28 protein-coding genes and 5 tRNA genes are annotated in these 22,817 nt (G+C 42.3%); 17 read left to right on the top strand and 16 right to left on the bottom strand.

Translation table 11 applies throughout. From position 1 onward, the window contains the following. On the top strand, positions 1 to 424 hold a 424-nt coding region (locus LRM47_RS02600; RefSeq protein ID WP_243822690.1), incomplete at its 5' end, for an ABC transporter ATP-binding protein. Next, positions 421 to 1,632 (top strand): ABC transporter permease, encoded by a 1,212-nt coding sequence (locus tag LRM47_RS02595; protein WP_243816663.1) that lies wholly within the window; start codon positions 421 to 423, stop codon positions 1,630 to 1,632. The genes LRM47_RS02600 and LRM47_RS02595, both read left to right, overlap by 4 nt. A 1-nt stretch (position 1,633) precedes the next feature. Here LRM47_RS02595 and LRM47_RS02590 read toward each other — a convergent pair whose 3' ends face one another. After that, positions 1,634 to 2,674: a bifunctional phosphoglucose/phosphomannose isomerase gene (locus LRM47_RS02590; protein WP_243816664.1), complete on the bottom strand. Its 1,041-nt coding sequence runs from the start codon at positions 2,672 to 2,674 to the stop codon at positions 1,634 to 1,636. A 77-nt stretch (positions 2,675 to 2,751) separates the two neighbouring features. On the opposite strand from LRM47_RS02590, the gene LRM47_RS02585 reads away from it, so the two are divergent. Further along, positions 2,752 to 3,261 carry a hypothetical protein gene (locus LRM47_RS02585; protein ID WP_243816665.1) on the top strand — a complete coding sequence of 170 codons (510 nt, stop codon included), beginning with the start codon at positions 2,752 to 2,754 and terminating at the stop codon, positions 3,259 to 3,261. Positions 3,262 to 3,322: 61 nt separating this feature from the next. Here the strand turns inward: LRM47_RS02585 and groL are convergent, their stop codons facing one another. From groL to LRM47_RS02565, 4 genes are all read right to left on the bottom strand, one after another. Then, a complete protein-coding gene (gene groL / locus LRM47_RS02580; protein WP_129632049.1) occupies positions 3,323 to 4,966 on the bottom strand; it encodes a chaperonin GroEL in 1,644 nt (547 codons plus the stop codon). A 16-nt stretch (positions 4,967 to 4,982) separates the two neighbouring features. After that, entirely contained in the window at positions 4,983 to 5,252 is a 270-nt protein-coding gene (locus LRM47_RS02575) for a co-chaperone GroES (RefSeq protein ID WP_243804154.1), read from the bottom strand. Positions 5,253 to 5,424: 172 nt separating this feature from the next. Further along, the gene (locus LRM47_RS02570; RefSeq protein ID WP_243822689.1) at positions 5,425 to 6,039 is read right to left on the bottom strand and encodes a hypothetical protein; all 615 of its coding nucleotides are present in this window, start codon (positions 6,037 to 6,039) and stop codon (positions 5,425 to 5,427) included. 3 nt (positions 6,040 to 6,042) lie between these two features. Continuing rightward, positions 6,043 to 6,288 (bottom strand): hypothetical protein, encoded by a 246-nt coding sequence (locus tag LRM47_RS02565; RefSeq protein ID WP_243822688.1) that lies wholly within the window; start codon positions 6,286 to 6,288, stop codon positions 6,043 to 6,045. Positions 6,289 to 6,376: 88 nt separating this feature from the next. On the opposite strand from LRM47_RS02565, the gene LRM47_RS02560 reads away from it, so the two are divergent. After that, positions 6,377 to 7,666, top strand: a complete 1,290-nt coding sequence (locus LRM47_RS02560; RefSeq protein WP_243822687.1) for a Mur ligase family protein — start codon at positions 6,377 to 6,379, stop codon at positions 7,664 to 7,666. Here the strand turns inward: LRM47_RS02560 and LRM47_RS02555 are convergent. After that, complete coding sequence (locus tag LRM47_RS02555; protein ID WP_243822686.1) at positions 7,623 to 8,939, bottom strand: UDP-N-acetylmuramoyl-L-alanyl-D-glutamate--2,6-diaminopimelate ligase; 1,317 nt, start codon at positions 8,937 to 8,939, stop codon at positions 7,623 to 7,625. The genes LRM47_RS02560 and LRM47_RS02555 overlap by 44 nt on opposite strands. Before the next feature lie 41 nt (positions 8,940 to 8,980). Between LRM47_RS02555 and tsaD the strand changes: the two genes are divergently transcribed. The 3 genes from tsaD (at position 8,981) to LRM47_RS02540 (ending at position 13,715) form a co-directional block, all read left to right on the top strand. Next, positions 8,981 to 10,051, top strand: a complete 1,071-nt coding sequence (tsaD, locus tag LRM47_RS02550) for a tRNA (adenosine(37)-N6)-threonylcarbamoyltransferase complex transferase subunit TsaD (RefSeq protein WP_243822685.1) — start codon at positions 8,981 to 8,983, stop codon at positions 10,049 to 10,051. A gap of 18 nt (positions 10,052 to 10,069) precedes the next feature. After that, the gene (locus LRM47_RS02545; protein WP_243822684.1) at positions 10,070 to 10,996 is read left to right on the top strand and encodes a lipid II:glycine glycyltransferase FemX; all 927 of its coding nucleotides are present in this window, start codon (positions 10,070 to 10,072) and stop codon (positions 10,994 to 10,996) included. Positions 10,997 to 11,159: 163 nt separating this feature from the next. Continuing rightward, the gene (locus tag LRM47_RS02540) at positions 11,160 to 13,715 is read left to right on the top strand and encodes a valine--tRNA ligase (protein ID WP_243822683.1); all 2,556 of its coding nucleotides are present in this window, start codon (positions 11,160 to 11,162) and stop codon (positions 13,713 to 13,715) included. A 1-nt stretch (position 13,716) separates the two neighbouring features. Here the strand turns inward: LRM47_RS02540 and LRM47_RS02535 are convergent, their stop codons facing one another. Beyond that, on the bottom strand, positions 13,717 to 14,058 hold the full coding sequence (locus LRM47_RS02535) for a hypothetical protein (RefSeq protein ID WP_243813282.1): 342 nt from the start codon (positions 14,056 to 14,058) through the stop codon (positions 13,717 to 13,719). A gap of 141 nt (positions 14,059 to 14,199) precedes the next feature. Here LRM47_RS02535 and LRM47_RS02530 point away from each other — a divergent pair, with 141 nt between their 5' ends. Further along, positions 14,200 to 15,282 (top strand): VanZ family protein, encoded by a 1,083-nt coding sequence (locus LRM47_RS02530; RefSeq protein WP_353524828.1) that lies wholly within the window; start codon positions 14,200 to 14,202, stop codon positions 15,280 to 15,282. Between the two features lie 54 nt (positions 15,283 to 15,336). Here LRM47_RS02530 and LRM47_RS02525 read toward each other — a convergent pair. Both LRM47_RS02525 and LRM47_RS02520 read right to left on the bottom strand, forming a co-directional pair. Further along, positions 15,337 to 15,426 (bottom strand) — tRNA-Ser (locus tag LRM47_RS02525). A 17-nt stretch (positions 15,427 to 15,443) separates the two neighbouring features. Then, positions 15,444 to 15,536, bottom strand: a tRNA-Ser gene (locus LRM47_RS02520). 72 nt (positions 15,537 to 15,608) lie between these two features. Here LRM47_RS02520 and LRM47_RS02515 point away from each other — a divergent pair. The 6 genes from LRM47_RS02515 (at position 15,609) to LRM47_RS02490 (ending at position 17,570) form a co-directional block, all read left to right on the top strand. After that, positions 15,609 to 16,016 carry a hypothetical protein gene (locus LRM47_RS02515; RefSeq protein WP_129635082.1) on the top strand — a complete coding sequence of 136 codons (408 nt, stop codon included), beginning with the start codon at positions 15,609 to 15,611 and terminating at the stop codon, positions 16,014 to 16,016. 35 nt (positions 16,017 to 16,051) lie between these two features. Then, positions 16,052 to 16,570 carry a hypothetical protein gene (locus LRM47_RS02510; protein ID WP_146424196.1) on the top strand — a complete coding sequence of 173 codons (519 nt, stop codon included), beginning with the start codon at positions 16,052 to 16,054 and terminating at the stop codon, positions 16,568 to 16,570. 101 nt (positions 16,571 to 16,671) lie between these two features. Beyond that, a tRNA-Arg gene (locus LRM47_RS02505) sits at positions 16,672 to 16,748 on the top strand. Between the two features lie 18 nt (positions 16,749 to 16,766). Further along, positions 16,767 to 17,000, top strand: coding sequence for a hypothetical protein (locus LRM47_RS02500; RefSeq protein ID WP_243822681.1), 234 nt, complete (start codon positions 16,767 to 16,769; stop codon positions 16,998 to 17,000). 21 nt (positions 17,001 to 17,021) lie between these two features. Further along, positions 17,022 to 17,109, top strand: a tRNA-Ser gene (locus LRM47_RS02495). An 8-nt stretch (positions 17,110 to 17,117) separates the two neighbouring features. Then, entirely contained in the window at positions 17,118 to 17,570 is a 453-nt protein-coding gene (locus LRM47_RS02490; protein ID WP_232736230.1) for a 23S rRNA (pseudouridine(1915)-N(3))-methyltransferase RlmH, read from the top strand. On the opposite strand, the gene LRM47_RS02485 is transcribed toward LRM47_RS02490, so the two are convergent. Then, positions 17,565 to 18,239, bottom strand: coding sequence for a ComF family protein (locus tag LRM47_RS02485; RefSeq protein WP_243822680.1), 675 nt, complete (start codon positions 18,237 to 18,239; stop codon positions 17,565 to 17,567). The two genes, LRM47_RS02490 and LRM47_RS02485, sit on opposite strands and share 6 nt — an antisense overlap. A gap of 104 nt (positions 18,240 to 18,343) precedes the next feature. On the opposite strand from LRM47_RS02485, the gene LRM47_RS02480 reads away from it, so the two are divergent. Then, complete coding sequence (locus tag LRM47_RS02480) at positions 18,344 to 18,838, top strand: Hsp20/alpha crystallin family protein (RefSeq protein WP_243822679.1); 495 nt, start codon at positions 18,344 to 18,346, stop codon at positions 18,836 to 18,838. Between the two features lie 100 nt (positions 18,839 to 18,938). On the opposite strand, the gene LRM47_RS02475 is transcribed toward LRM47_RS02480, so the two are convergent. The 6 genes from LRM47_RS02475 to LRM47_RS02450 form a co-directional block, all read right to left on the bottom strand. Next, complete coding sequence (locus LRM47_RS02475) at positions 18,939 to 19,316, bottom strand: pilin (RefSeq protein ID WP_243804133.1); 378 nt, start codon at positions 19,314 to 19,316, stop codon at positions 18,939 to 18,941. Between the two features lie 61 nt (positions 19,317 to 19,377). Beyond that, positions 19,378 to 19,791: a hypothetical protein gene (locus LRM47_RS02470; RefSeq protein ID WP_243822678.1), complete on the bottom strand. Its 414-nt coding sequence runs from the start codon at positions 19,789 to 19,791 to the stop codon at positions 19,378 to 19,380. Between the two features lie 2 nt (positions 19,792 to 19,793). Further along, entirely contained in the window at positions 19,794 to 20,216 is a 423-nt protein-coding gene (locus tag LRM47_RS02465; RefSeq protein WP_243816677.1) for a pilin, read from the bottom strand. 1 nt (position 20,217) lies between these two features. Beyond that, positions 20,218 to 20,493 carry a hypothetical protein gene (locus tag LRM47_RS02460; RefSeq protein WP_243804127.1) on the bottom strand — a complete coding sequence of 92 codons (276 nt, stop codon included), beginning with the start codon at positions 20,491 to 20,493 and terminating at the stop codon, positions 20,218 to 20,220. Positions 20,494 to 20,503: 10 nt separating this feature from the next. Next, complete coding sequence (locus LRM47_RS02455) at positions 20,504 to 20,941, bottom strand: hypothetical protein (protein WP_243822677.1); 438 nt, start codon at positions 20,939 to 20,941, stop codon at positions 20,504 to 20,506. After that, positions 20,941 to 21,312 carry a hypothetical protein gene (locus LRM47_RS02450; protein ID WP_243822676.1) on the bottom strand — a complete coding sequence of 124 codons (372 nt, stop codon included), beginning with the start codon at positions 21,310 to 21,312 and terminating at the stop codon, positions 20,941 to 20,943. Before LRM47_RS02450 ends, LRM47_RS02455 begins: the two co-directional genes overlap by 1 nt. A 103-nt stretch (positions 21,313 to 21,415) precedes the next feature. Between LRM47_RS02450 and LRM47_RS02445 the strand changes: the two genes are divergently transcribed. After that, positions 21,416 to 21,493, top strand: a tRNA-Asp gene (locus tag LRM47_RS02445). Positions 21,494 to 21,572: 79 nt separating this feature from the next. Next, positions 21,573 to 22,781, top strand: a complete 1,209-nt coding sequence (locus tag LRM47_RS02440) for a hypothetical protein (RefSeq protein WP_243822675.1) — start codon at positions 21,573 to 21,575, stop codon at positions 22,779 to 22,781. The last annotated feature ends 36 nt before the right edge of the window (positions 22,782 to 22,817 follow it).

Here is a 22,817-nt window from a genome sequence, read left to right as displayed (position 1 = left end):
ACGACTCCAAGAAGCTAGCCGCATTCTAAAAACTTTTCATCTGGGACAGCGCGAATATTACATGCCGCATCAATTATCTGGTGGTCAGGTTCAGCGTGTAGCAATTGCCAGAGCGTTGGTTAATAGTCCGTCAATTATCTTAGCGGACGAGCCAACAGGAAATTTGGATAGCAAATCGAGTCATCTCATTATGGAAGAATTGTCCGACCTACATCGTCGCGGCAATACTATAATTATGGTTACTCACAACCCAGAATTGACTCATTATGCCAGTCGCGTCATCACTATGTTGGACGGAAAAATCGACACTGACGAGCATAAGGAAAAGCGCAAGTTCACTAAGAAGTTAATTGTCGACGACGAAAAAGAAGAAAAACCTAAGAAGCAAAAATTTTCAAAGAAATCGAGGGCGAAAAAATCGTGAAAATATTAGTAAAAAATCATTTTGAGAACGCTACTCAGGCGCTACGAGCTAATCGCGGACGAACATTTTTGACAATTGTAGGCGTAGCTATTGGCATCGCCAGCATCACCATGGTTCTATCTCTAACTGGCGGATTTAATCACCTATTCGGCGATAATTCCAACCAATCAGACGCTCCTGTCGCCATTGTTAAGTCTGGCAATCAAAAAGCCGTCCCGAATCTGCTGACCGAATCCGACAACACGACGACAGTCAACACATTGACTGAAACGGACGCCAGGGATATAGAGAAAATCGCTAACACAAAAGCCGCACCTATCGCATTTTTACACGCTGAACTGCGCGCCCGCGAAGGTAAAGTCGATATCCAAAACGCCGCGTTAATCGGCAGTACGGAATCGCTAAAAGACGTCGCCAATTTGCAAATTGCTACTGGGCAATTTATTAACGACATTGGCGGAGTTGTCGTCGGCCAGCAATTGTCGGTCGATCTGTTCGGCACTGAAAGGTCCATCGGAAACGTTATTTACATCCGAAATCAACCATTGACCGTTGTTGGCGTGTTGAAGAATATTGAAAATCCAGCCAGTTATTTGGACGTGAATTTTAATAACGCCGCCATTATTCCATTGTCTATGATTAAAAAATTTACCCAAGGCACGCCGCAAATTCAGCAAATCATCGTAACTACCAAAGACCATAAAAATCTCAATTCAGTCATAAAATCGGCTGACGATATTTTGAAGAAGAATCATGATAGCGATAAAAATTATCGAATCGTTTCTGGCGAAGAGATAAACGAAAAGAAGTCTAATGTCGCGAGGTTTCTCTCGATAATCTTAACTGTCATCGGCATTATTTCTCTGTTGATCGGTGGAATAGGCGTTATGAACGTGATGCTTGTCAATGTCGCCGAGCGTCAGCGTGAAGTCGGCGTCAGACGAGCCGTCGGCGCCACGGGCTGGGACATCATCAATCAATTCTTAATCGAGGCAGCAATCATCGGATTCCTCGGCGGAATATTGGGCTACGGCTTAGGCTTGGCAGGAGCTTATATTGCCAGCTTATATTTACCGCTCACGCCTTATATTTATTGGCAAACGGCCGTCTTATCAATTGGACTATCCATAATCATCGGCGTAATTTCTGGCGTATATCCAGCAGCCCGCGCCACTAGACGCGACCCTATCGAATCTCTACGATATTAAATTAACTAAGTTCCGCTTTCAATTTTTCAATCAACTGAACTGGACCAGGATTAACTCCATTGAGAATGGCTGTGTAAATACTAGCCGCGTCAGCCAGCACCAAGCCCCACAGCAATTGCTCCATAAGCGTCTTTCCTCGAAGTTCCAACACGTGCGCCTTTGGTCGCTTGCCGCTTAACAATCGATCGCTAAGCTCCATTCGCTCGCGGATTCTGTCCCGCTCCAAATTGCTACGAATATCAAAAACCGCAAACGGCTTCTCTACAGGATGCGACGACCAGCCAATGAACTCGTTATGATTAAATTCTGGATATTGATTCGAGAACGCCAAATTCTTCGCTGATTCATTCCAGCTAATTTTCCATTTATACGCCAGCGGCCAAGTCAATTCACCGCCAAAAACAACCAACGTCTTGCCAATTGTTAATTTCGCAATCTGCTTTGCCAAATTATCAGCTTCTGGCGTTTTAGCTGTCCAATTAGATATTTCGCCCGCCAACCAATCAGCACTATTTTTCACCTGATCGTACAAATCATTATCAATCACCCAAAAATGTTGTAATAATTTCAACAATCCTCGCAGATGGTAAACCGTCGACATTCGTGGCTGCGCGCCAGCTGGGACTTGGGCGTAAGTTACGTTGTCATTCTTCGCTCGCTCAATCAACTCTCCACCAGTCGACATAGCCGCCAGACACGCCTTCTTCTCCAATGCTTGCTGATAACAACTCAGAGTTTCCTCAGTATTGCCCGAATGACTAACCGCAATAACCAACGTTTCCTCGCTCACAAATCCCGGCAAATCATAACCCTTCACCACTTCAAGCGGAATATGCAACCAGCCCGCGGTCAAAACTCGAACCATATCAGCCGCTAAAGCCGAACCGCCCATTCCCGCGATCACAATATTCTTAAAATCTCGGCGCTGATTCGCACTTTCGTGAATCGACACTTCATATCGAGCTTGTTCTGGAATATTCAAAACGCCGCTTAAAACGTCGCCTGGATCATATTGTTTTATCACATTCATATCATCTAACATCTTGCGCTCCTTGATTAACTCATGTTATAGTGTAACATATATAAGCTTAAACAATTTAATATATAAGGTGGGTTATAATGGATTCTCAAGCTAATCAATCATTCAGTGACGACCAAGAACTGGCTAAGGTATTAGCTGGTGTATCACAAGATACAGACAATAATTTACAATTCGAAGAAACAAATGCTACAGCTTCACCTGTAATTAATCCTGCAACCATCTCACCAGACCCTGTCGCTACAGACCAGAGCGATGAGCCTGCTACTGACATAACGAAGCCTGCCGCTCCAGAGCCAGTTACGCCAACTCCAGTGGTCAGCGCACCAACTCCAACTGCAACTGCAGATCCTGCGCTTGATACGATTAAGCAAACTGCCTTGAACGAGTTGCGTCCATTAGTCGACAAGCTAGATGTTTCTCCAGAAGAAAAGTTTGATACTTACCTACTACTTCTTCGCTCCACTGACGATAAAACCTTGATCGCGCCAGCACACGACGCTGCCGTAGCTATTGTTGACGAAGCTCGTCGTGCTCAGGCTCTACTGGATATCATTAAAGAAATCGACTATTTCTCAAATCCTCGTTAAGTCATTTCTCCAAAATAAAAACCCGCCATTTTCGGCGGGATTTTTATTGCTCGGGGTAGATTTACATCATACCCATTCCTGGCATGCCGCCAGGAGCAGCTGCAACTTCAGCCTCTGGAATATCAACCACCAAAGCGCCCATAGTTGCTGCAGTTGACGCAATTGACACTGCATTTTGAACAGCTTCTTTAGTCACACGAGCCGGATCAATAACACCAGCCTTTTTCACGTCAATTAGACCATCTTCTGGCTTCATAACGTTAACGCCGAATCCAGGTTTACCAGATTCAACTTGAGCAAGCAGCGCGTCGGCATTCAACCCAGCATTTTTCATAATCTGCAAGAACGGTTGCTTCAGAGCGTCTTTTAGGATTTGTCGACCGACCGACAAACTATCCGCGCCGCTAACTTTTAGATTGCCAGCTAAATTGACCAAAGTTACGCCACCACCAGCGACAATTCCCTCAGCCAAAGCCGCCTTAGTAGCCGCCACTGCATCATCAACGCGGAATTTCTTCTCGTCAATTTCCGTCTCAGTCGCGCCACCAACTTTAATAACCGCAACCTTGCCAGATAATGCCGCGGCACGCTTGTCGAATTGCTCTTTCTCATATTCGCTAGAAGCATTTTCTGAAAGCGATTTAATCTCAGCAATTCGCTCTTTCACACCTGAAGGCTTGCCCGCGCCTTCAATGATTGTCGTTTCGTCTTTACCAACAATCACCTTACGCGCCGAACCCAAAACTTCCAAGCCAGCGTTTTCGAATGTCAATCCGTGATCTTCAGAAATCACAGTCGCACCAGTCAGCACAGCGATATCACGAAGTACATCTTTACGACGATCACCGAAACTTGGCGCCTTAACGGCTACGGTGTTGAATACACCCTTCAGCTTGTTTAGCACCAAAATACTCAATGCTTCGCCTTCAACTTCATCAGCAATCAAAACCACGTCCTTTTTACCGCTTTGTGCCAATTTTTCCAACATTGGCAAGAATTCTTGCACGCTAGAAATCTTCTTGTCGGTGATTAGAATTGCTGGCTTTTCGTACACAGCTTCCTGGCGACCCGCGTCAGTAACAAAGAACGGACTCACCCAACCCTTATCTAAACTAAAACCTTCGACAACTTCAGCTTCCAGCTCCAAACCTTGACCAGCCTCAACAGTAACCACGCCGTCTTTGCCAACTTTCTCAATAACGCCAGCTATCAATTTACCAATTTCCGCATCTCCCGCCGAAATCGTAGCAACTTCAGCCACGCGGTCAGACTTGCCTTCAATCGGCTCAGCCAGCTTGTTCAATTCTTTAACAATTTCCGCGCCAGCTTGCTCGATGCCTTTTCTAAGTTCCATCGGATTATGTCCAGCCGCAATCAATCGATTTGCCTCTTTCAAAATCGAGTATGTCAACACCGTTACAGTCGTTGTGCCATCGCCTGCTTGCTTGTTCAAATTCTTAGCAGCCTGCTTGATTAAATCGGCACCGACTTTGTAGCCCAGCGTTTCGTCATCGTTTTCTGGCAATTCAATTCCTTCAGCCACAGTTACGCCGTCATGAGTAACCGTTGGACCGCCAAAACCCTTTGCAATCACAACATTGCGACCCTTCGGACCGTAAGTTACCTTAACTGCGTCGTATAGCGATTTAGCACCGCCAAGCACGCGATTTCGCGCATCGTCATCATAAAAAACTTTTTTTGCCATAATTAAACTCCCCTTTTTATCCAACAACCGTTGCTAAAATATCTTCTTCACGAACAACCAAATATTCTGTGCCGTCAATTTTCAAATCCGTAGTCGAATATTCCTTATAGACAATTCGATCACCGACTTTGACGTTCTTCACATCGCCGCCAACTGATTTAACTTCCGCAACTACTGGCTTTTCTTTAGCGTTATCAGGCAAGTAAATTCCGCTCGCTGTCTGAGTCTTTGCTTCTTCACGCACCGCTACAACACGGTCGCCAAGAGGCTTAATAGGTGTACTCACGTTATCCTCCATTTCGTTAACAACGTATCTATTGTAACGCACTAATTTAGCACTCGTCAAGTGTGAGTGCTAATTATCTCCTACGCCTCGACTTTCTAGATTTTTTACAACGGTCGTGGTAATATTCACACAGAAGTAGGTAGCGCCACCCGTATTGGATGGGAAAGCGGACCTACTTCTTTTTATGACGGCTGTCTTCTTTCCTAGATATTCCTTCAAGTTCTTCCTTATAAAGTGAACACACCCTTTTAACAGCGTTATCACTCGGCATTAAATTGTCTCCATATAAACCAAAGTCACCCCGTCTATGATCGAAACCAGACCAACTAGCGTGGTATCCCTCATCACGGTCGCTATTATTAGCATTCCGCGCAGAGTCTGGCGTTGATTTTATATCAAGACCAATTATATTACCCTTATACTCAACTATAAGATCTATTCCAGCAAGATCATAGTCAATACCAGTTGCATGAACAGCCCGCACCCCCTTAGTTTTCTTCAAAGCTATTTCAGCGGCGATTTCATGACGCATTCCATTGATCACGTGAGTTAAGAATTTATATGCATTTTCAATTTCCTCATCGCCATAGCCAAGATAATCCATAGCGCCTTGAATATCCGATATAAGTTCTGATTTGCGAGTATATTGCCCTTCGCTAATTATGTCTCGTACAACCTTATTAAAAGCTACAACTGTCTCTTTTTCTCTTATCTTATTATTGCGCTCATAAAATACCCCATTCCTATAAGATTCAAGTTTTTCTTCCGCGCAAATCCAATAAGGCATCCTTTATATCAACTCTAGTATTTTATATTCCGGTGCTTTATCCGTGTCACCTCTCTCTTTTAAAATATCATCCGCAACACCTGACGCAACATATCTATCCACTAATCGATATGAACTTTCCGGATTAAACTCTCTGGTTGCAGCTCGCCCTATTCCTAATACAATTTCACGCAGTCTTTCTTGATATTTGGAAGATTCAACAATCTCCCAAGCAATCTCAGCTACTCCTGATCCTCTAGCAATCTCCATACAATAGTTGATATAATACCATAAAATCATTAAAAATGCAACCTCAAGCCCTTCTTCCTACTATCCCTCAATCTGTTATAATAACTCCATGCGATTATTCAAACATCTCTTAGAAACAATTCTCGGATCTTATGTAAAAAAATATCTTAAATCTCATCCTGACACCAGACTAATTGCTGTAGTCGGCAGCGTTGGTAAAACTAGCGTAAAATCAGCAACCGCCACTGTTCTATCAGAAAAATTCACCGTGCGCCATAGTCGCGGCAATTTGAACACAACCTTAAGTGCACCGCTGGAAATCTTAGGTGTAGACGAACCAAAAAACGCCAAATCCCCCTTAGCCTGGCTAAAAGTCTTCTCCGCGGCACACGCCAGCATAAAAAACCCCGAATCGCCAGATATAATTATTCAAGAATGCGGTATTGATTGCCCTGGTGAAATGGCTACTTTTATGCGCTACATTCAACCCGACATTGCCATAATTACCTCTGTTGCACCTGAACATATGGAGTTTTTCAAAAATATGGATACGGTAGCTCATGAGGAATTGTCAATTAGTCAAGTCGCTAAAAAAACCATCTTCAACCTTCACGATATCGATGAAAAATATCACAATCTCATAGTTGGAAATCGCATAAGTTACGGCGATGAATCCGCCGACGTTTTCCTGGAAATTAAAAAGACTACAGACACTGGTTGTATTGTCAATCTAAAACACTCCGAAGAAACTTCTCAGGACATTAATATTTCTGTATTAGGCAAGCACAACATCCGCTCAATCACTGGCGCGGCGACGGCGGGGTTAGCTTGCGGAATGAATATTGAAGAAGTTGCGGCGGCTTTAACAAAAATCAAACCAGTTTCAGGTAGAATGAATATTTTACTCGGCATACGTGGCTGCACATTACTGGACGACACTTACAACGCCAGTCCTATTGCCATGGAAAATTCGCTAAAAACGCTCTATTCCATCTCTGCCAATCATAAAATTGCCGTATTGGGCGATATGAATGAACTGGGCGAGACGTCCGAATTAGAGCATAAAAAAATCGGTGAAATTTGTGACCCTAAACAGTTAGAATTGCTCATCACCGTCGGTAAAATGGCTAAGAAATACCTCGCGCCAATTGCTGAAAAAAATGGCTGTAAAGTAATCTCTTTTGACACGGCGCTTGAGGCTGGAAATTTCCTGAAAAATAGCGACATTAAAGATACGACAATTCTATTCAAAGGCTCACAGGGCGGCATCTACCTTGAAGACGCCGTGAAAGAATTATTACTCGACCCAAGCGATGCAGAAAAATTAGTTCGCCAATCACAAAGCTGGAAACAGATTAAAGCGAAATTTTACGACTCTTCTTCTCAATCTCAGAAATAATTTCCTGAACGACCTTCTTGTCGTTCCACGGAATTCGCTTACCATTCACAATTCGATACTGCTCATGACCCATACCCGTAATCAGAACCGTATCGCCACGAACAGCCGACCTCAGAGCCTGGTAAATCGCCTGTTTTCGATCAGCAATTTCCGTCATCTTATGAGCCTTTTTCGTTCGCTCAATTCCCTGACGAATCATTGCCCGAATTTCATCTGGATTTTCGTTGTAGCTTTCCTCGTCAGTCAGGAAAATCCTATCTGCCAAATTAGCCGCCAGCTCGCCCATAATCGGTCGCTTTGTCTTATCTCTGTCACCACACGCACCAAATACCAAAGTTAATCGCCCCTTGGTAATCTTATGAGTGGTTTTTAGCAATTTTTCCAACGCGTCTGGTGTGTGAGCATAATCCACAACAATATCAATTCCAAGCTTATTTTCTACTCGCTCGAATCTTCCAGGAATCGCTTCCAAATTCGCCACGCCCTCTTGGATATCTTCCAACTTTATCCCCAACAAATATGCCAACGAAACCGCAGCCGACATATTCATCACGTTAAATTCGCCAGGCAAATTAGTCGCCAGCTCCAAATGAGTTTGATGATCAATCAGTAAACTCACCTCTGTTCCCTTTTTATACAACTTAACGTGCGTCAAGTGAGCTTCAGCTTCCGGATTCGTCCCGTAAGTCATTTTCTCTCCAGAAGCCGTAAACTTGTCAAAATATTCAAACCACTCGTCATCACGATTCAGCACGATATATTTCGGCTTTTTCTCAAATAATTTAGCCTTAGCTGCCGCATAAGCTTCCATTGTTTTGTGATAGTCCAAATGGTCTTGAGTCAAATTAGTCATCACCGCCGCCTCAATTGGCACGCCGTCAAATTTATGCTGCGACAGAGCGTGACTTGTTGCCTCTAAAATCACATATTCCACTCCTTCACGCTGAGCCGTCTGGAAAAAGCTAAACAGCCTTGCCACAGTCGGAACCGTCGCATTCAAATCATTTATCTTTTCCTTGCCAGCAATTTCAATCACCGCCGTCGTAAATAATGCGGTCTTAAAGCCAGCCTCTTTTAAGATCTCATTAATGTAACAAGCTGTCGTAGTTTTCCCGTTCGTCCCTGTTACTGCGATAATTCTCAAGCCACGAGCTGGATTGCCGTATCTCAGGCTAATCATCTTCGTGCGCGCAACTCTATAGGCGTTTTCGGTTTTTTCCAAAGCTCCTTGAGGTAGCGTTTTTCTAGCAATTTTTACCAACTCGTTTTTCATAATACCCATTTTACCACTTATATTTGCTATAATAAAAACAAATGAGGATTTTGGGAATTGAATCCAGTTGCGACGAAACAGCGGCGTCAATAGTTGAAGATGGCGAACGCTTGCTTTCAAATGTCGTCAATTCTCAAATTGATATTCACGCAGAATACGGCGGGGTTATTCCAGAAATTGCCGCTCGCAGCCACTTGGAAGTTGTAAATCCCGTCATTAAAAAAGCTTTATCTGACGCAAATTGCACCTGGGATGATATTGATGCCATCGCCGTTACTTACGCGCCGGGGCTTATTGGCTCGCTATTAATCGGCACTCTCGCCGCCAGAACTCTCGCTATCATCCATAATAAGCCACTCTTTAAGATTCATCACGTAGAAGCTCACGTGTACGCCAATTTTATCAATAAGCAAGCCGACAATTTATCTTTGACGTTGCCGAAACAACAGCCGTCATTCCCTATGCTTTCGTTGATCGTTTCAGGCGGACATTCACAACTTGTCCTATTTAAAAATCACGGTGATTATCAGCTTATCGGACAAACTCAAGACGACGCGGTTGGTGAAGCGTTTGATAAAGTCGCTAAAATCATCGGTTTGCCATATCCTGGCGGCCCAGCCATTGCTAAAGTCGCTGAACTTGGCGATCCACACGCGTTTCACTTGCCTATCGCCAAACTATCCGGCGAATACGATTTCTCCTTCTCTGGGCTTAAGACAGCCGTTTTGAGAGCCGTTCAGCACGAAGTCGGTAAAGACTTCACTTTTCCCTCTCATGAGCTTCCAGCGCTCGTAGATGACGAATTACGACGTAATATGGCAGCAAGTTTCCAGTATACAGCCATAAAAACTCTCGTAAATAAAACCAAAAAGGCGTTTGACAATTTCCAGCCAGCCTCTGTCGTAATCGCTGGCGGAGTCGCAGCTAATCAAGAATTGCGCCGTCAATTACGCGAAGCTTTGCCAATTGACATCGAATATGCCCCTATCCAACTCTGTACAGATAACGCCGCGATGATTGCCACTCTCGGTTATTTCAGATCTCAAATTGACGAACCGACAGATCCATACGATTTAGAAGTTCAGCCAAGTTTATCAATGACAGCAATATAACGTTGTGAGGATTACAACATGAATCAACATTTTCTACAATCATCAGCCTGGGAGAAATTCCAACAATCGCTCGGTCGAAAAGTCTTTCACAACAGAGGTGAAGGATGGGAATATTTCGCAATATTAGAGCGCGGCACGGGCAATTCTCGCCTATATTGCCCTTTTGGACCAACTGCCACCAACGAGAAAAGTCTACAGTTGGCATTAAAAGATCTTACTGACCTGGGTAGAAAACTCGGCGTGACTTTCCTCAGAGTCGGACCAATTAAACCCACCTTTTCTAAGGTGTTATCTGATGATAATTGGAAGAAAGCCACTTACGTCCATTTGCAGCCAGAACATACGCACATTATTAATCTCCAGCAACCAGAGGAAGAGATTATAGCAAGCATGGCGCAACCTGTAAGGAATTGTTATAGGAATTATCACAAAAAAGGCGTAACTGTTCATCAATCTCAAAACCCAGACGATATTAAATATTTCTTAGAATTGATACATGAAGTTGCCAAACGGACTGGTATGTCGCCGCACCCAGATTCATATTTTCATAAGCAAGCTGGTTCCCTGCTGCCATCAAAAGATGCTTCTTTTTGGTACGCAACATATGATAATAAAGTAATTGCTACTGCCCTGTTTTTCGACTCAAAAACAACTCGAATTTACGCGCATGCAGCAGCGAATTCTACACCAGAGTATCGCAAGCTTAACGCTGGAACTGCCCTGCTCACCGAAGCGATAATCGATGCAAAACATCGTCAAATGGAGAAAGTCGATTTATACGGAATTGCGCCTGAAAACGCACCAAAAAATCACCCATGGGCTGGCTTTACGAAATTTAAGCGATCGTTCGGCGGCGAAGATGTCTATTCTGGGTCAACCTGGGAACTTCCCTTAAAGCCACTTCAATATTGGCTATATCGAGCGTATCAAACGATCAGAAAATAGCCCTATTTTTACCCATCGCGCCGCATAAATTTGTGGTATAATTAAGATGTAATATAAACATGTGGAGAAATTAGAGGATTACGTAAATAAGGGCTTTTGCACGTGAAAAGCTACTTTGTTTTCTTTTGTCTTTTTTCACATGAAAAAAACCATGGAATAACTTATGCAGCTAGCTAAACAATACATACCAAACGATTATGAACCGAATATTTATGCCCTATGGGAAACCAGTGGCGCATTAGAGCCAACAGGGGTAGGTAAACCATATTCAATCATTATGCCACCACCTAACGCGAACGGTAATCTGCATATCGGGCACGCACTCGATATGAATCTGAAGGATATCCTGATTCGCTATCACCGAATGAAGGGTGACGACGCTGTATTTATTCCAGGCGCCGACCACGCTGGGTTTGAAACTTGGGTTGTGTATGAAAGAGAATTGACGAAGCAAGGGAAGAGTCGCTTCGATTTTTCACGTGACCAATTGTATAGTCAAGTTTGGAATTTTGTACAAGAAAAACGCGGCAATATGGAGCTGCAATTGCGCGCGTTAGGTGTTAGTGCATCATGGAAGCATTTGACGTTCACTCTGGACGATAAAGTCATCAACACTGTATACAATACGTTTAAGAAAATGTGGGATGACAACTTGGTTTACAGGGGTGAAAGGATTGTTAATTACTGTACCAAACACCAAACCAGCTTTGCCGACATCGAGGTAGAACATAAGAACGAGAAAGGGAAGTTGTGGAAAATAGCTTACCCGACATTAGATAAAATTGGCGAGATTATCATAGCTACTACTCGCCCAGAAACTATGCTCGGTGACGTTGCCGTGGCGGTTCATCCAGATGATGAGCGATACAAGAAATTGATTGGGACTCGCATTTTACTGCCGATTGTCGATAAGGAAATTCCTATCATCGCAGACGAATACGTCGACATGAGCTACGGCACCGGTGCTGTTAAGATTACGCCAGCGCACGACCCGAACGACTTTGAAATTGCAAAACGCCATGATCTACCTATAGAATCAATTATCAGCCCAGAAGGGAAGATGGTAAACGTGCCAGCGCAGTTCTTAGGATTAACGCCAATAGAAGCTCGCGCTCGAGTTTTGGAAGCGTTGAAGGCGCTAGAGCTACGCCGCGGTGAAACTGAAATTGAACACGCCGTTGGACATTGCTATAAGTGCGGCAGCGTAATTGAGCCAATGATTAAAGAGCAGTGGTTTATTAAAACACAATCACTCGCACAGCCGGCAATTGATGCACTCAAAAAAGAAGAAATTACTTTTTATCCAGCATCCAAGCGCAAAGAACTCATCGCATATCTTGAGCAATTGAAAGACTGGAATATTTCACGACAAATTCCATGGGGAATACCAATTCCTGCGTTTGTAAATGAAAACGACCCTAAGGATTGGATATTTGATACTCGCACCAACGAGCAAAGTATTGTTGTAAATGACACAACATATATCAGGGAGGAAGATACCTTTGATACTTGGTTCTCATCTGGTCAATGGCCGTACATCGTAACAGATTATTTAACCGGCGGCGATTTAGCTAATTATTTCCCAACTGACATGATGGAAACTGGTATGGATATTATGCGCGCATGGGTTTCTCGAATGATCATGCTTAGCCTATACCGAACAGGGAAGTTGCCGTTCAAAGAAGTTTATCTACACGGAATGGTTAATGATGAGCACAATCAGAAAATGTCCAAGTCTAAGGGTAACGTTATCAATCCGATGGAATTGGTTGCGGAATTCGGATCTGACGCAACGCGCATGGGAGTTATTTCTGGGCGAGCGCCAGCTCAAAGCCAAGCTTTCAACAAGGGATCAGTCATTGCGGCACGTAATTTCTGTAATAAATTATGGAATATTGCCAGGTTTGTTGAGGCGCAAATTGGCGACAACCACCAAATTGTCGACTTAGAGCCACAAACTCCGGCCGATCACTGGATTATTCGCCAATTGAACGACGCCGCCAATAACATTGCCGTTAGAATAGAGCAATATCGCTTCTCAGAGGCATCAGAAACTGTTTATCACACCATCTGGGACGACGTAGCTGACTGGTATATTGAATCGTCTAAAACCGCGATCAATCGTCCATTGCTATCTTGGGCTTTGGCAACTTCTTTGAAAATTGCTCATCCATTTGCGCCGTTCGTTACGGAAACAATTTGGCAAACACTCAATTACACCGACGGTATTTTGATGCGTGAAGCTTGGCCAACTCCGGAAAAGTTCGATCCGATTGCCGCCGAACAATTCGAGCAACTTAAGCTTCTGGTCGCTGAAGGTCGCTGGGTGATTGCCGAGCTGCCAGGGAATAAGAAATATCGATTGTTATACGGCAATGACAGTCTTATCGCCGACAATCAAGACACAATTAAGCATCTTATGCGGCTTGAGGCAATTGAGCACACAGATCAGCCGCGTGGACTGAGATTGGCGGCGGCAAACAGGGAAGCGTGGCTAGATATTGATAGCGAAACTCTGTACCAACATCAGGAAAATTTGGAAATGCGCCTAGCCGAAGCACGTCAGAAATTGGCGGGATTAAAGAAGCGCCTGGAAAATCCGACTTACGTTGAGAAGGCGCCAGCTCACCTTGTCGAGGAAACTCACGAGCAATTAGCCGAGCAAGAAAAAATCATTACTCGGCTTGTTTCAGAACTGGAAGTGATTAGCTTAAAATAGCCTAGCTCACACCTTCAAAGTCAAGGTGATATCCGTCAAAAGTATGTTGACCACGGGCGGCATATTTTTGGCGTAATCGCTTCTTGTCGTTATTTCGAGGCGTAGTTCGCGGTCGCGCTGAACCTTCTTTCAGCACATTTGACAATTGAGCGTGTTCTGGATGAGTATGGGGCTTTGTTTCTGGCATTTTTATTTCATCCTCAACGCCACTCTGAACGCTATATGTTTTCCAAGATGACAAAAACGCTTTATCGACGTTGGTGTCGTGCAGCAGCACACCAAACGCTACATTCAAACTGACAAACATAGTTGTAACGGTGAAAAACTGTTGTACTAAATTCATTTTTGTTCTTTCTTTTTGTATCTATTTTTAGAATACTGGTTACAATGTTAGCATAAGCTTTGTTTTTTGTCAAGTATATTTCCCAGCATAGAAATAGTCATCCTGAATTTTACAGAGAAAATGTTTAGTATAATGTAGTTTATGGGATATCTAATTTCTATTAAGGTCGCACTAATCCTTTTCCCAATCTTGGCTTTTCTTACCACATTACCGTATATGATTGCGAACTATCGAAAATACGGCTCCGTCAATAAGCTGCGGACTTTGATTTTCTATTCCTTTATTCTGTACCTGTTAACCGTATATTTCTTAGTTATTTTACCGTTACCAAATCCAGAATCCGTTCACACAACTTACGCAGAAAATCTGAATTTAATTCCGTTTTCATTCGTCGCAGATTTTATAAAGAATAGTCCATTTATATTAACAGATAGCTCAACTTGGATTACGGCGATAAAACATCCCACTTTTTACGTTCCTGCTTTCAATGTTTTAATGCTCATTCCGTTCGGAATTTACCTGCGCTACTATTTCAAATGTAATCTTAAAAAGACGTTGTTATTGACAGCTATTTTAAGTTTATTCTTTGAGATAACTCAATTATCTGGACTTTATTTCATCTATTCAGGACCTTACCGATTAGCCGACGTCGATGATATCATCCAGAACACGATAGGCGGATGCGTCGGTTACTTTCTGGGCTGGTTTGCGACGTGGCTACTTCCGTCCAGAGAAGAAATAGATGAAAAATCCCTTGAGGCCGGCTCACGAGTTTCTGGAATTCGCGTTGGTTTGTCTCTAATAATCGACGCTGTTATCGTCCGCATTCTTTACACCTTGTCAAAAACCCAACTTCCGTTTTCGCTATTTTTAGCCCTCTATTTCAGCCTAATTCCTCTACTGAATGGTAAAACTTTTGGTAGCGCATTATTAAAGTTTGGACTAACATTTGAAAATAAAAAATGGATTCGCACAATTTTCAGAGGAATCTTACTCACGATATATTTTCGCATCATTCCCGCAGGCTTGTTTTACCTCGCGGATGAATTGAATAAGGAAGCGAATTCGCTATTATTTCTCTGTATATTCGCAATTACATTCTTAGCATTCATATTATTCGTATTAATTACAATTGCCGTAGCGTTATTTAACCGACGTTTTATGTTTGATCGTCTATCTGGCGCAAGTTACGAAAGTACGATTCAAGTCAAACAAGAGAAATAAAAAAATAGGAAACTCGCACGAATCTCCTATTTTTCGACTTCAATAGTACTGTTTTGGCGGAAGGGGAGGGATTCGAACCCTCGGTACGTTTTACCGCACGCCGGTTTTCAAGACCGGTACCTTCAACCACTCGGTCACCCTTCCGTACTATCTCTGAATTTTGGCGGAGGAGGGGGGATTCGAACCCCCGCTACAGATCTCTCCATACTAACGATTTAGCAAACCGTCCCCTTCAGCCACTTGGGTACTCCTCCAAATTCACTATTTAGTGTACCATAGAAGTGTAATTATTAATAGCTTTATTGCAAATAGGGTATAATAGAATTATGGTAAAAGGATATATTTCTAAAATTATAACAGGATTACTTACAATCGGATTCGGCGTAGCTTTAGTAACTGCTCCAGTTTCCGCATTAGGTGAAGGCGGTGCGCCAGCCGGAATCAACGCAGCACGCGGCGACAATACGCCATCTAACTTAGCTAATGGCGATTCATCAATCGTAAGGCGAGCCATCAATATTATGCTATTTGGCGTCGGCGTCTTAAGCGTCGTTATGCTAATCTTCGGCGGTTTCCGCTATGTAATATCTGGCGGTAAAAAAGAATCCGTCACAAACGCCAAAAACACAATTTTATATGCAATCATCGGTCTACTAATCGCAGTCTTTGCTTACGCCATAATTAACTTCATCCTCGGCGCAGCTTTAAGCGGCGGATCAACCACTAACGTTTAATTGTTCACTAATTCTCATCGTGATATACTAACGTCATGAACGATAGTCCAGAAAACCAAGACTTTGAAACGCCATCACCTGACAGGATTGATTTAACCGAGCCAATAGCTTGGAACGCACCAGAAGGCGTGCAGGTTCAACGCGGTAAATTGTGGTATGTGTTTTTTGTCATTGTGCTGATAGGATTAATGGCTTTAGCGATTTTAGTGTTTAAGAACTGGACTTTCGCAGTTTTACTGCCAATTATGGCTGTAGCCTTGTTTGTATTGTCAAACAAAACCCCACAAGTAATAAACTACGCAATTAGTCCCAAAGGTATTTACATTGCCGACGTTTTACACGATTTTAGCGAATTTCGCGCATTTGGATTAATTCACGAAAATAACCAACATTCGATTCTATTATTACCAGTAAAACGATTTTCGCCAGGTTTAACTATTTACTTTTCCGAAGCAGAGGGCGAAAGAATCGTCGATATGCTCGGAGCGCGCCTACCGATGCAAGAAATTAAGCCAGATGCCTTAGAGAAGTTTATTCGGCTGATAAAGCTATAGCTTGATTGACTATATTTTATGTGGTAGAATACAAAAGTTCAGTGCTTTATAGCAATGAAGGTACCTTATATTTTTGTTATAGCCTTTTCGAAAGGCTGTATGCACCCGTAGCTCAGCTGGATAGAGCGCTGGCTTGCGGAGCCAGAGGTCGTAAGTTCGAATCTTGCCGGGTGTACCAATTAACCTAAGGAGGGGTATGAATTTTATTAAGTACGTAAAATATTCAGGATTAGGAATTGTTGCAATCTGTTCAACTGCTATAGCAATTTTAGCTGGCGCAGAGTTCTTTGAATTGATAACTTGGAATGAAGCTAGTAAGTGGATGATTAAATTTTGTCAATTAGGCGGCGTCGGTCTAGCTCTATGTATCGTATGGAGCATTATCGGCACTATAATCGCCAAAGATTCAAAGAAAACCGATAAGAAATAATCGCCCGAATTAGTTAGATACGGAGAGGTGCAGGAGTGGTTGAACTGGCCGCTCTCGAAAAGCGGTATGGGGCAACTCATCGAGGGTTCGAATCCCTCTCTCTCCGCCATAGATATTATGAAAATCACCATTATAACAATCGGAAAAAAGCACGAAGCCTGGGTTCAGCCAGGCATTTTTCGTTTTTTAGAGCGTCTACGAGCACCTTTTGCTGCGGAAATGATTATTCTACCGCATTCAAGCTTTGAAGGCGACAGAGCGCGCCAGGAAGAGTCTGAGCGTATTTTTTCGCGCCTTAATTCAGATGACTTCGTTATTTTGCTCGATGAGCGCGGAAAAAACTTATCGTCACCGGAATTATCTGACCTAATAACCGAACATATCGACAAGCACATTGTCTTCATCATCGGTGGTGCTTACGGAGTTACTAGCGACTTGCGTCAAAAATCCAACATCGTTTGGTCGTTATCGAACTTAGTGTTTCCACACCAATTAGTTCGTCTTATTTTAGCCGAGCAATTATACCGCGCCCAAGAGATCCATCGCGGCAGTCATTATCATCACTCATAGCTTTGGGCGCCCGTGCCTGGCAATAACCGCAATTTCCACGTGTTTGGCGCCATTTTTCTTCAAACATTCCGCCGCCGCCAACACAGTTGAACCAGTTGTAAATATATCATCAATAATGATATATCGCTTATTTTTATCAACTTTACCCGCAATTTCAAAAAACTCCTTTGCTTGACGTTTTCTCTGGGCGGAAGACTTTGTAAAATGCTGAGTGACGTTATTTCTGCGCCGGAGCAGGGAACAACACTCTATTTTTCTACGTCGAGATAGTTTAATAGCAATTTTTCGGATATGATCAAATCCACGACGCCGAATATTCTTAGAAATTGTAGGGATTGGTACGATTACTGTATCTGATGGCAATTCAGGCAGAGCTTCATCTAAGAATTCGCTTAGTAAATCAGCCGCCGCCTGAACACGGTTAAACTTATAATCATCAATAATCTTTGTGACAACACCTGTACGCCGTGAAAAACACCAGATCATATCACAGGGGAGCTTATGCTTTTTACATAAATTGCCATTCTCCAATAAATCACCACATAATACACACATATCATACTTCCGACTGATGATGTATTTTTTACAATCTAAGCATAAAATATCACCCGTTTTACCACACTTATAACAGTGGTGAGGAGCGATGATTGATAATAGCGTGTCAAACATTGTAATTTTTACGTTTTAAGCCTTTCTCTGTTGATTATAACGCACATTACAGTTATACTAATAGAGACTTTGTCAATGAGCCTATTATAAAAGTGGAGGAAATTATGGCCCGAAAGCAAGATGATACATTACTAACAGAACAGGAATTGGCAGCGGCGTTTATTGATGATGATAACGACGATCTGTTACCTGGTTTTAACGACGACAATAGTAGAAGCAACAGTACACCAACAGCACGATCCGACGACAATTGGGAAGATGAAGCTGATGATGCAATGGGCCAATTGGCTGTTGACGTTTTTGAGACAGAAAATAACCTGGTTATTAAAGCTCGTACTGCCGGCGTAGACCGAAACGACCTAGACGTAAGCATTTCTGACGGTATCTTAACAATTAGCGGTACACTGTCTAGCGGTGACGAAGCAGATGTTCGCCAATGGCACATCCAAGAGTGCTACTGGGGCGAATTCAGTCGTACATTAGCATTGCCAACCGCTGTAAATGAAGAAGGCGTTAAGGCAGAATTAAAAGATGGTGTTTTGACAATTACTTTTGAAAAGATAAAGCAAGAAAAAGCAAAGAAGATTCAAGTTCTGTAAAAAATCATTTCACAGAAAATACCGTCACAAGTTGGCGGTATTTTTTTAGCCACAAAAAAAGAACCTCGTCAGCGAGGCTCTTTTTTACCGGTAGGGTAGATTAACCCTTAAACTTATCGATAACCATATTGACGATTGCATATGCCAAAATAGCGATCACCAAACCGACAATTGCGTACAAAACTGTGTTCTTAGCCGCCTGAACCTTATTACTATCACCAGCTGAAGTAGTGTAGCGGATACCACCCCAGATAAGCATAATAACACTCAATGCACCAACGGCAAACAAGAATATATTTACAAATTGCTTAACCAAAGTTTGAGGATCTGAAGCGGTTTCACTCACACCTTCTCCTCTTGCACTGCTTACACCATTAGTTAAGGTAAAATCACTTTCAGCGCTTGCAGCTGGAGCTACAGCCAAAGCAACAGTTGGTACTACCAGTAGTCCCGCCAAGATTAATTTTAATTTATTCATTGTTATTTTCTCCTTGTTTAATGATATTACTATTATACATTTTTATCTGTTATTTGCAAAACTAATTAGTCTTTACCTCAATTCCGAATTGTCTCAAAATCATCTTAACTATAACCCATGCAAGAACAGCCACAATTAGACCAACTATCGAATAAGTGAGAGCAGTTTGAGCAGACTTCGTTTTTGCGGCATCTCCAGCTGAGGTGATATAGCGAAATCCGCTAAAGATAATCATAGCAACAGATAAAATACCCACAGCCCACAGTAGAAAATTAATCAATATACTTATTAATCCACCTTCACCTGCAATGCTTTTATTTTCCATATCCGCCGTAGTAGCAGTTTTTATACCTTTCTTTACGACGCTATTAGCAGCTTGCGCGGAAACGTTTGTCGGAAGAGAAGCTACTGATATGGCTGAAAATCCAAACACCGAACAAGCTACAATTAACGCCGATAATATCATTTTTTTCATTTTTACTCCTTATTATGATTACTAGATTCATCATGTTTGACGGGCTTATTAAACCCATCAAACACAAAATTGACAATCGCCGAAGCAAATACAGAGACTATTAAGCCAACGACAGCATATAAAATAGTACTCCTAGCTTTTGCAGCCTTCTGAGCATCACCACTGGAAAGCGCAAATAAAATACCACCAATAACTATCATAATAATCGAAATAGCACCGACAGCCATAAGTAGAACTTCAACGATAGTTTTTATAATACCGCCCACTTGATCTCCGCCGCTATCTTTATTTTTACAATAGACAGAGTTTTCATTTTCCTCTGAGCAAATATTAATACCGTTAGCTGCAGATACCACTGGAGTAAACACACCAAGGAGACTAACCATCAACATTCCAGCTGTCAGAATTTTCGTAAAAATCTTCATTTTAAACCTTTCCTATAATATAACCTGTTATAGCAATCGCGTTAGCAATAATTACCAAACCGATGACTGCATATAGAATAGTATTCTTTGCGCTAGCCGTCTTAGCTGGATCGCCGGCAGATAGGGAATAATTTATCCCAGCAATAATAACAATTATAACAGCTATGACACCAGCCACCCAAAATGCCAAATTAACAAACCTCATAATATCTACATCATTATTCTGCGGCACACCAAGACTATCAGCACTCCCCAACAATCCAGCAAAAAATTCCATATATCTCATTTTATACTCCTATATTTGATGATATAAAGTTAACCAACGCAACAGAAGCTAAGGCGATAACCAAGCCAATCGCGGCACTCATAATAGTCTTTCGCCCGTGCGCAGCCTTATCTGGAGCCCCGTTACTGGTCATCATCAAGAAACCACCGTATATAATATATCCAACGGTCGTATAACCAATAAGTTGCAGCAAATCATCAACGATATTAAGCACGACTCTCCAGATAAAATTTGCCTGTGAGTCAGCGTCCGAACCAATATCTTTAATAGAACAGTCACCTTTCGTCAATCCGTCATACCACGGCTTCAATGTCAAAATTCTGCCTTTTTTATCACATTCATTAATTTCACCTTCCGCAAAAGAAGTATTCGGGAAAGTTACGCTCGCCCCAAACGACCCTATAATCATTAAAGACATCGCTATTATAATCTTCTTCATTAATCGAAAACTCCTCCTGGAATAATAAAGTTAGTAATTGCCACCATAAACGCAAACATTATTATCCCAATAACAGTATTCGTCCAGACTTCGCGTGCTTTTTTTATCTTATCAGGACTACCCTCAGAAGTGGTATATAAGAATGCGCCATATATAACAGCACCAACCGCCGCGACCAAAACTCCAGCGGTTAAGATTTTAATAACTTGTTTGATTATGTTGATAATTGCCGTGCTACCTTCGCCTTCACAAGAAATAACAGAAGTTTCCGCGCCACCACAGCTGATAGCCAAAGCTATTCTGGGTATAAAAACACTTCCTGCGATTACTGTTGCGATGAATATACTGATTACAATATTTCTTTTTGTCATAAAATTTTCTCTTATACCTAAATTGTAAAATAGTCAAGCGAAAAAAGCAAACATTTTCCTTGAAAAGACAGAAGTAATCTGATAATATAAGGGGTATTGATATGCGCTCGTAGTGAAGTTGGCCTATCACGCCTCCCTGTCACGGAGGAGATCGCCGGTTCGAATCCGGTCGAGCGCGCCACAGATAATTCACCCCTCTGGCAGGGTGTTTTTTTATGGAAAATATACCATTTTTATTGCATTTCTGTACAATTTATGTTATGATATTGCCAATTGGACTGGAGAGTCTAAGGAGTTTTTATAATAAAATACCTGACAATGTCAGAGAAAGGACCCCAAGCGTTATGATTTATAACCCTAATAATATCAATAACCCAAGCGGTTCAGAAACACGATTTTCAACTTTACTTAGAAAAAAGGCCTTAAAGGGCATCGCTGCAATGGCGATGCTAGCTGCAGTAGCTCCACTGTCAGCCTGCGGTGAGACTTACACCGAGCCAACTCCAGATGCAACATCTACCTCGCAGGAAACTCAAGATCCTACACCTTCAGCAGAAGAGACAAGCTCTCCATCACCAGAGGTTAGAGAAATCCCAGAAATTGAGGGGCTGGATGATCTTCTAAGCTCTTTGGATAATGCAAAAGACACGAATGATCTGAGGGCAGACTTCATTAATTATACAAACATGCATGTTAACAGCGAATCTGCAAAATTAGATATTGATGAGTTTGGTCAGATAATTACAACAGACGAAGAACTACCTGAAGTTATGAAAAATATCGGAGAACACAGCGCTTACAGCATTAATTTAATGGCCAAATCCTACTTTAAACTAGTCGACGAAGGCAGGGTGGAAGAAGCGGACAAGATGCGCGATGCCTACCTAAGCAGTATGGCTATAGGACATGCTCAAGAAGTGATAGCTAATTTGTTTGAAGGGTATAAAAAATACCCTGAGACAAAATATCGTCAATATAACGCTTTCGACCTATTTCCACTAGATGGGCAGCCAAATAAAATATTTGAGTCTACGGGAAAAGATGGTCTTTATCCAAAGCTAGTCCGAAACAACCTTAATAACGCAGATCCTTGTTCTGATGAAGGAGATCTTACACGATGCAATGGTCTAAATTACAGTGGTCAGATTCCTAAATATCAAGCAGCTTATCTAACAGGAGATGGGGTTACAGAAATAATGACTGTTGTTAATACTGTCGACACACTAAGAAGCGGAAGTGCCGAATATCTAAACTTTGACCCGTCAAAGAAGCAGGCTGTTGATGGGACAGCGGACCGCACAGTAAAGGTTAGAGTAGCTCCTGTGATAATTGATTTCCGAGGAATCGACGGACCCAGTAGTCTTTATAAACAAGGAAGCCCGATGCCATTCACTATAAATGGTAAAGACGTACCAGCATACGAAATCCCTGAGATACGGAATGCTTGGAAAGATAGCGAAGACAACTAAATTCTAAACTTAATAACCCTTGCATAAGCACCTTCA

The organism is Candidatus Nanosynbacter sp. TM7-076 (assembly GCF_022828325.1).
In the GTDB taxonomy this organism is placed as follows: domain Bacteria; phylum Patescibacteriota; class Saccharimonadia; order Saccharimonadales; family Saccharimonadaceae; genus Nanosynbacter.
This window is presented reverse-complemented; position numbering and strand designations above follow the sequence as displayed.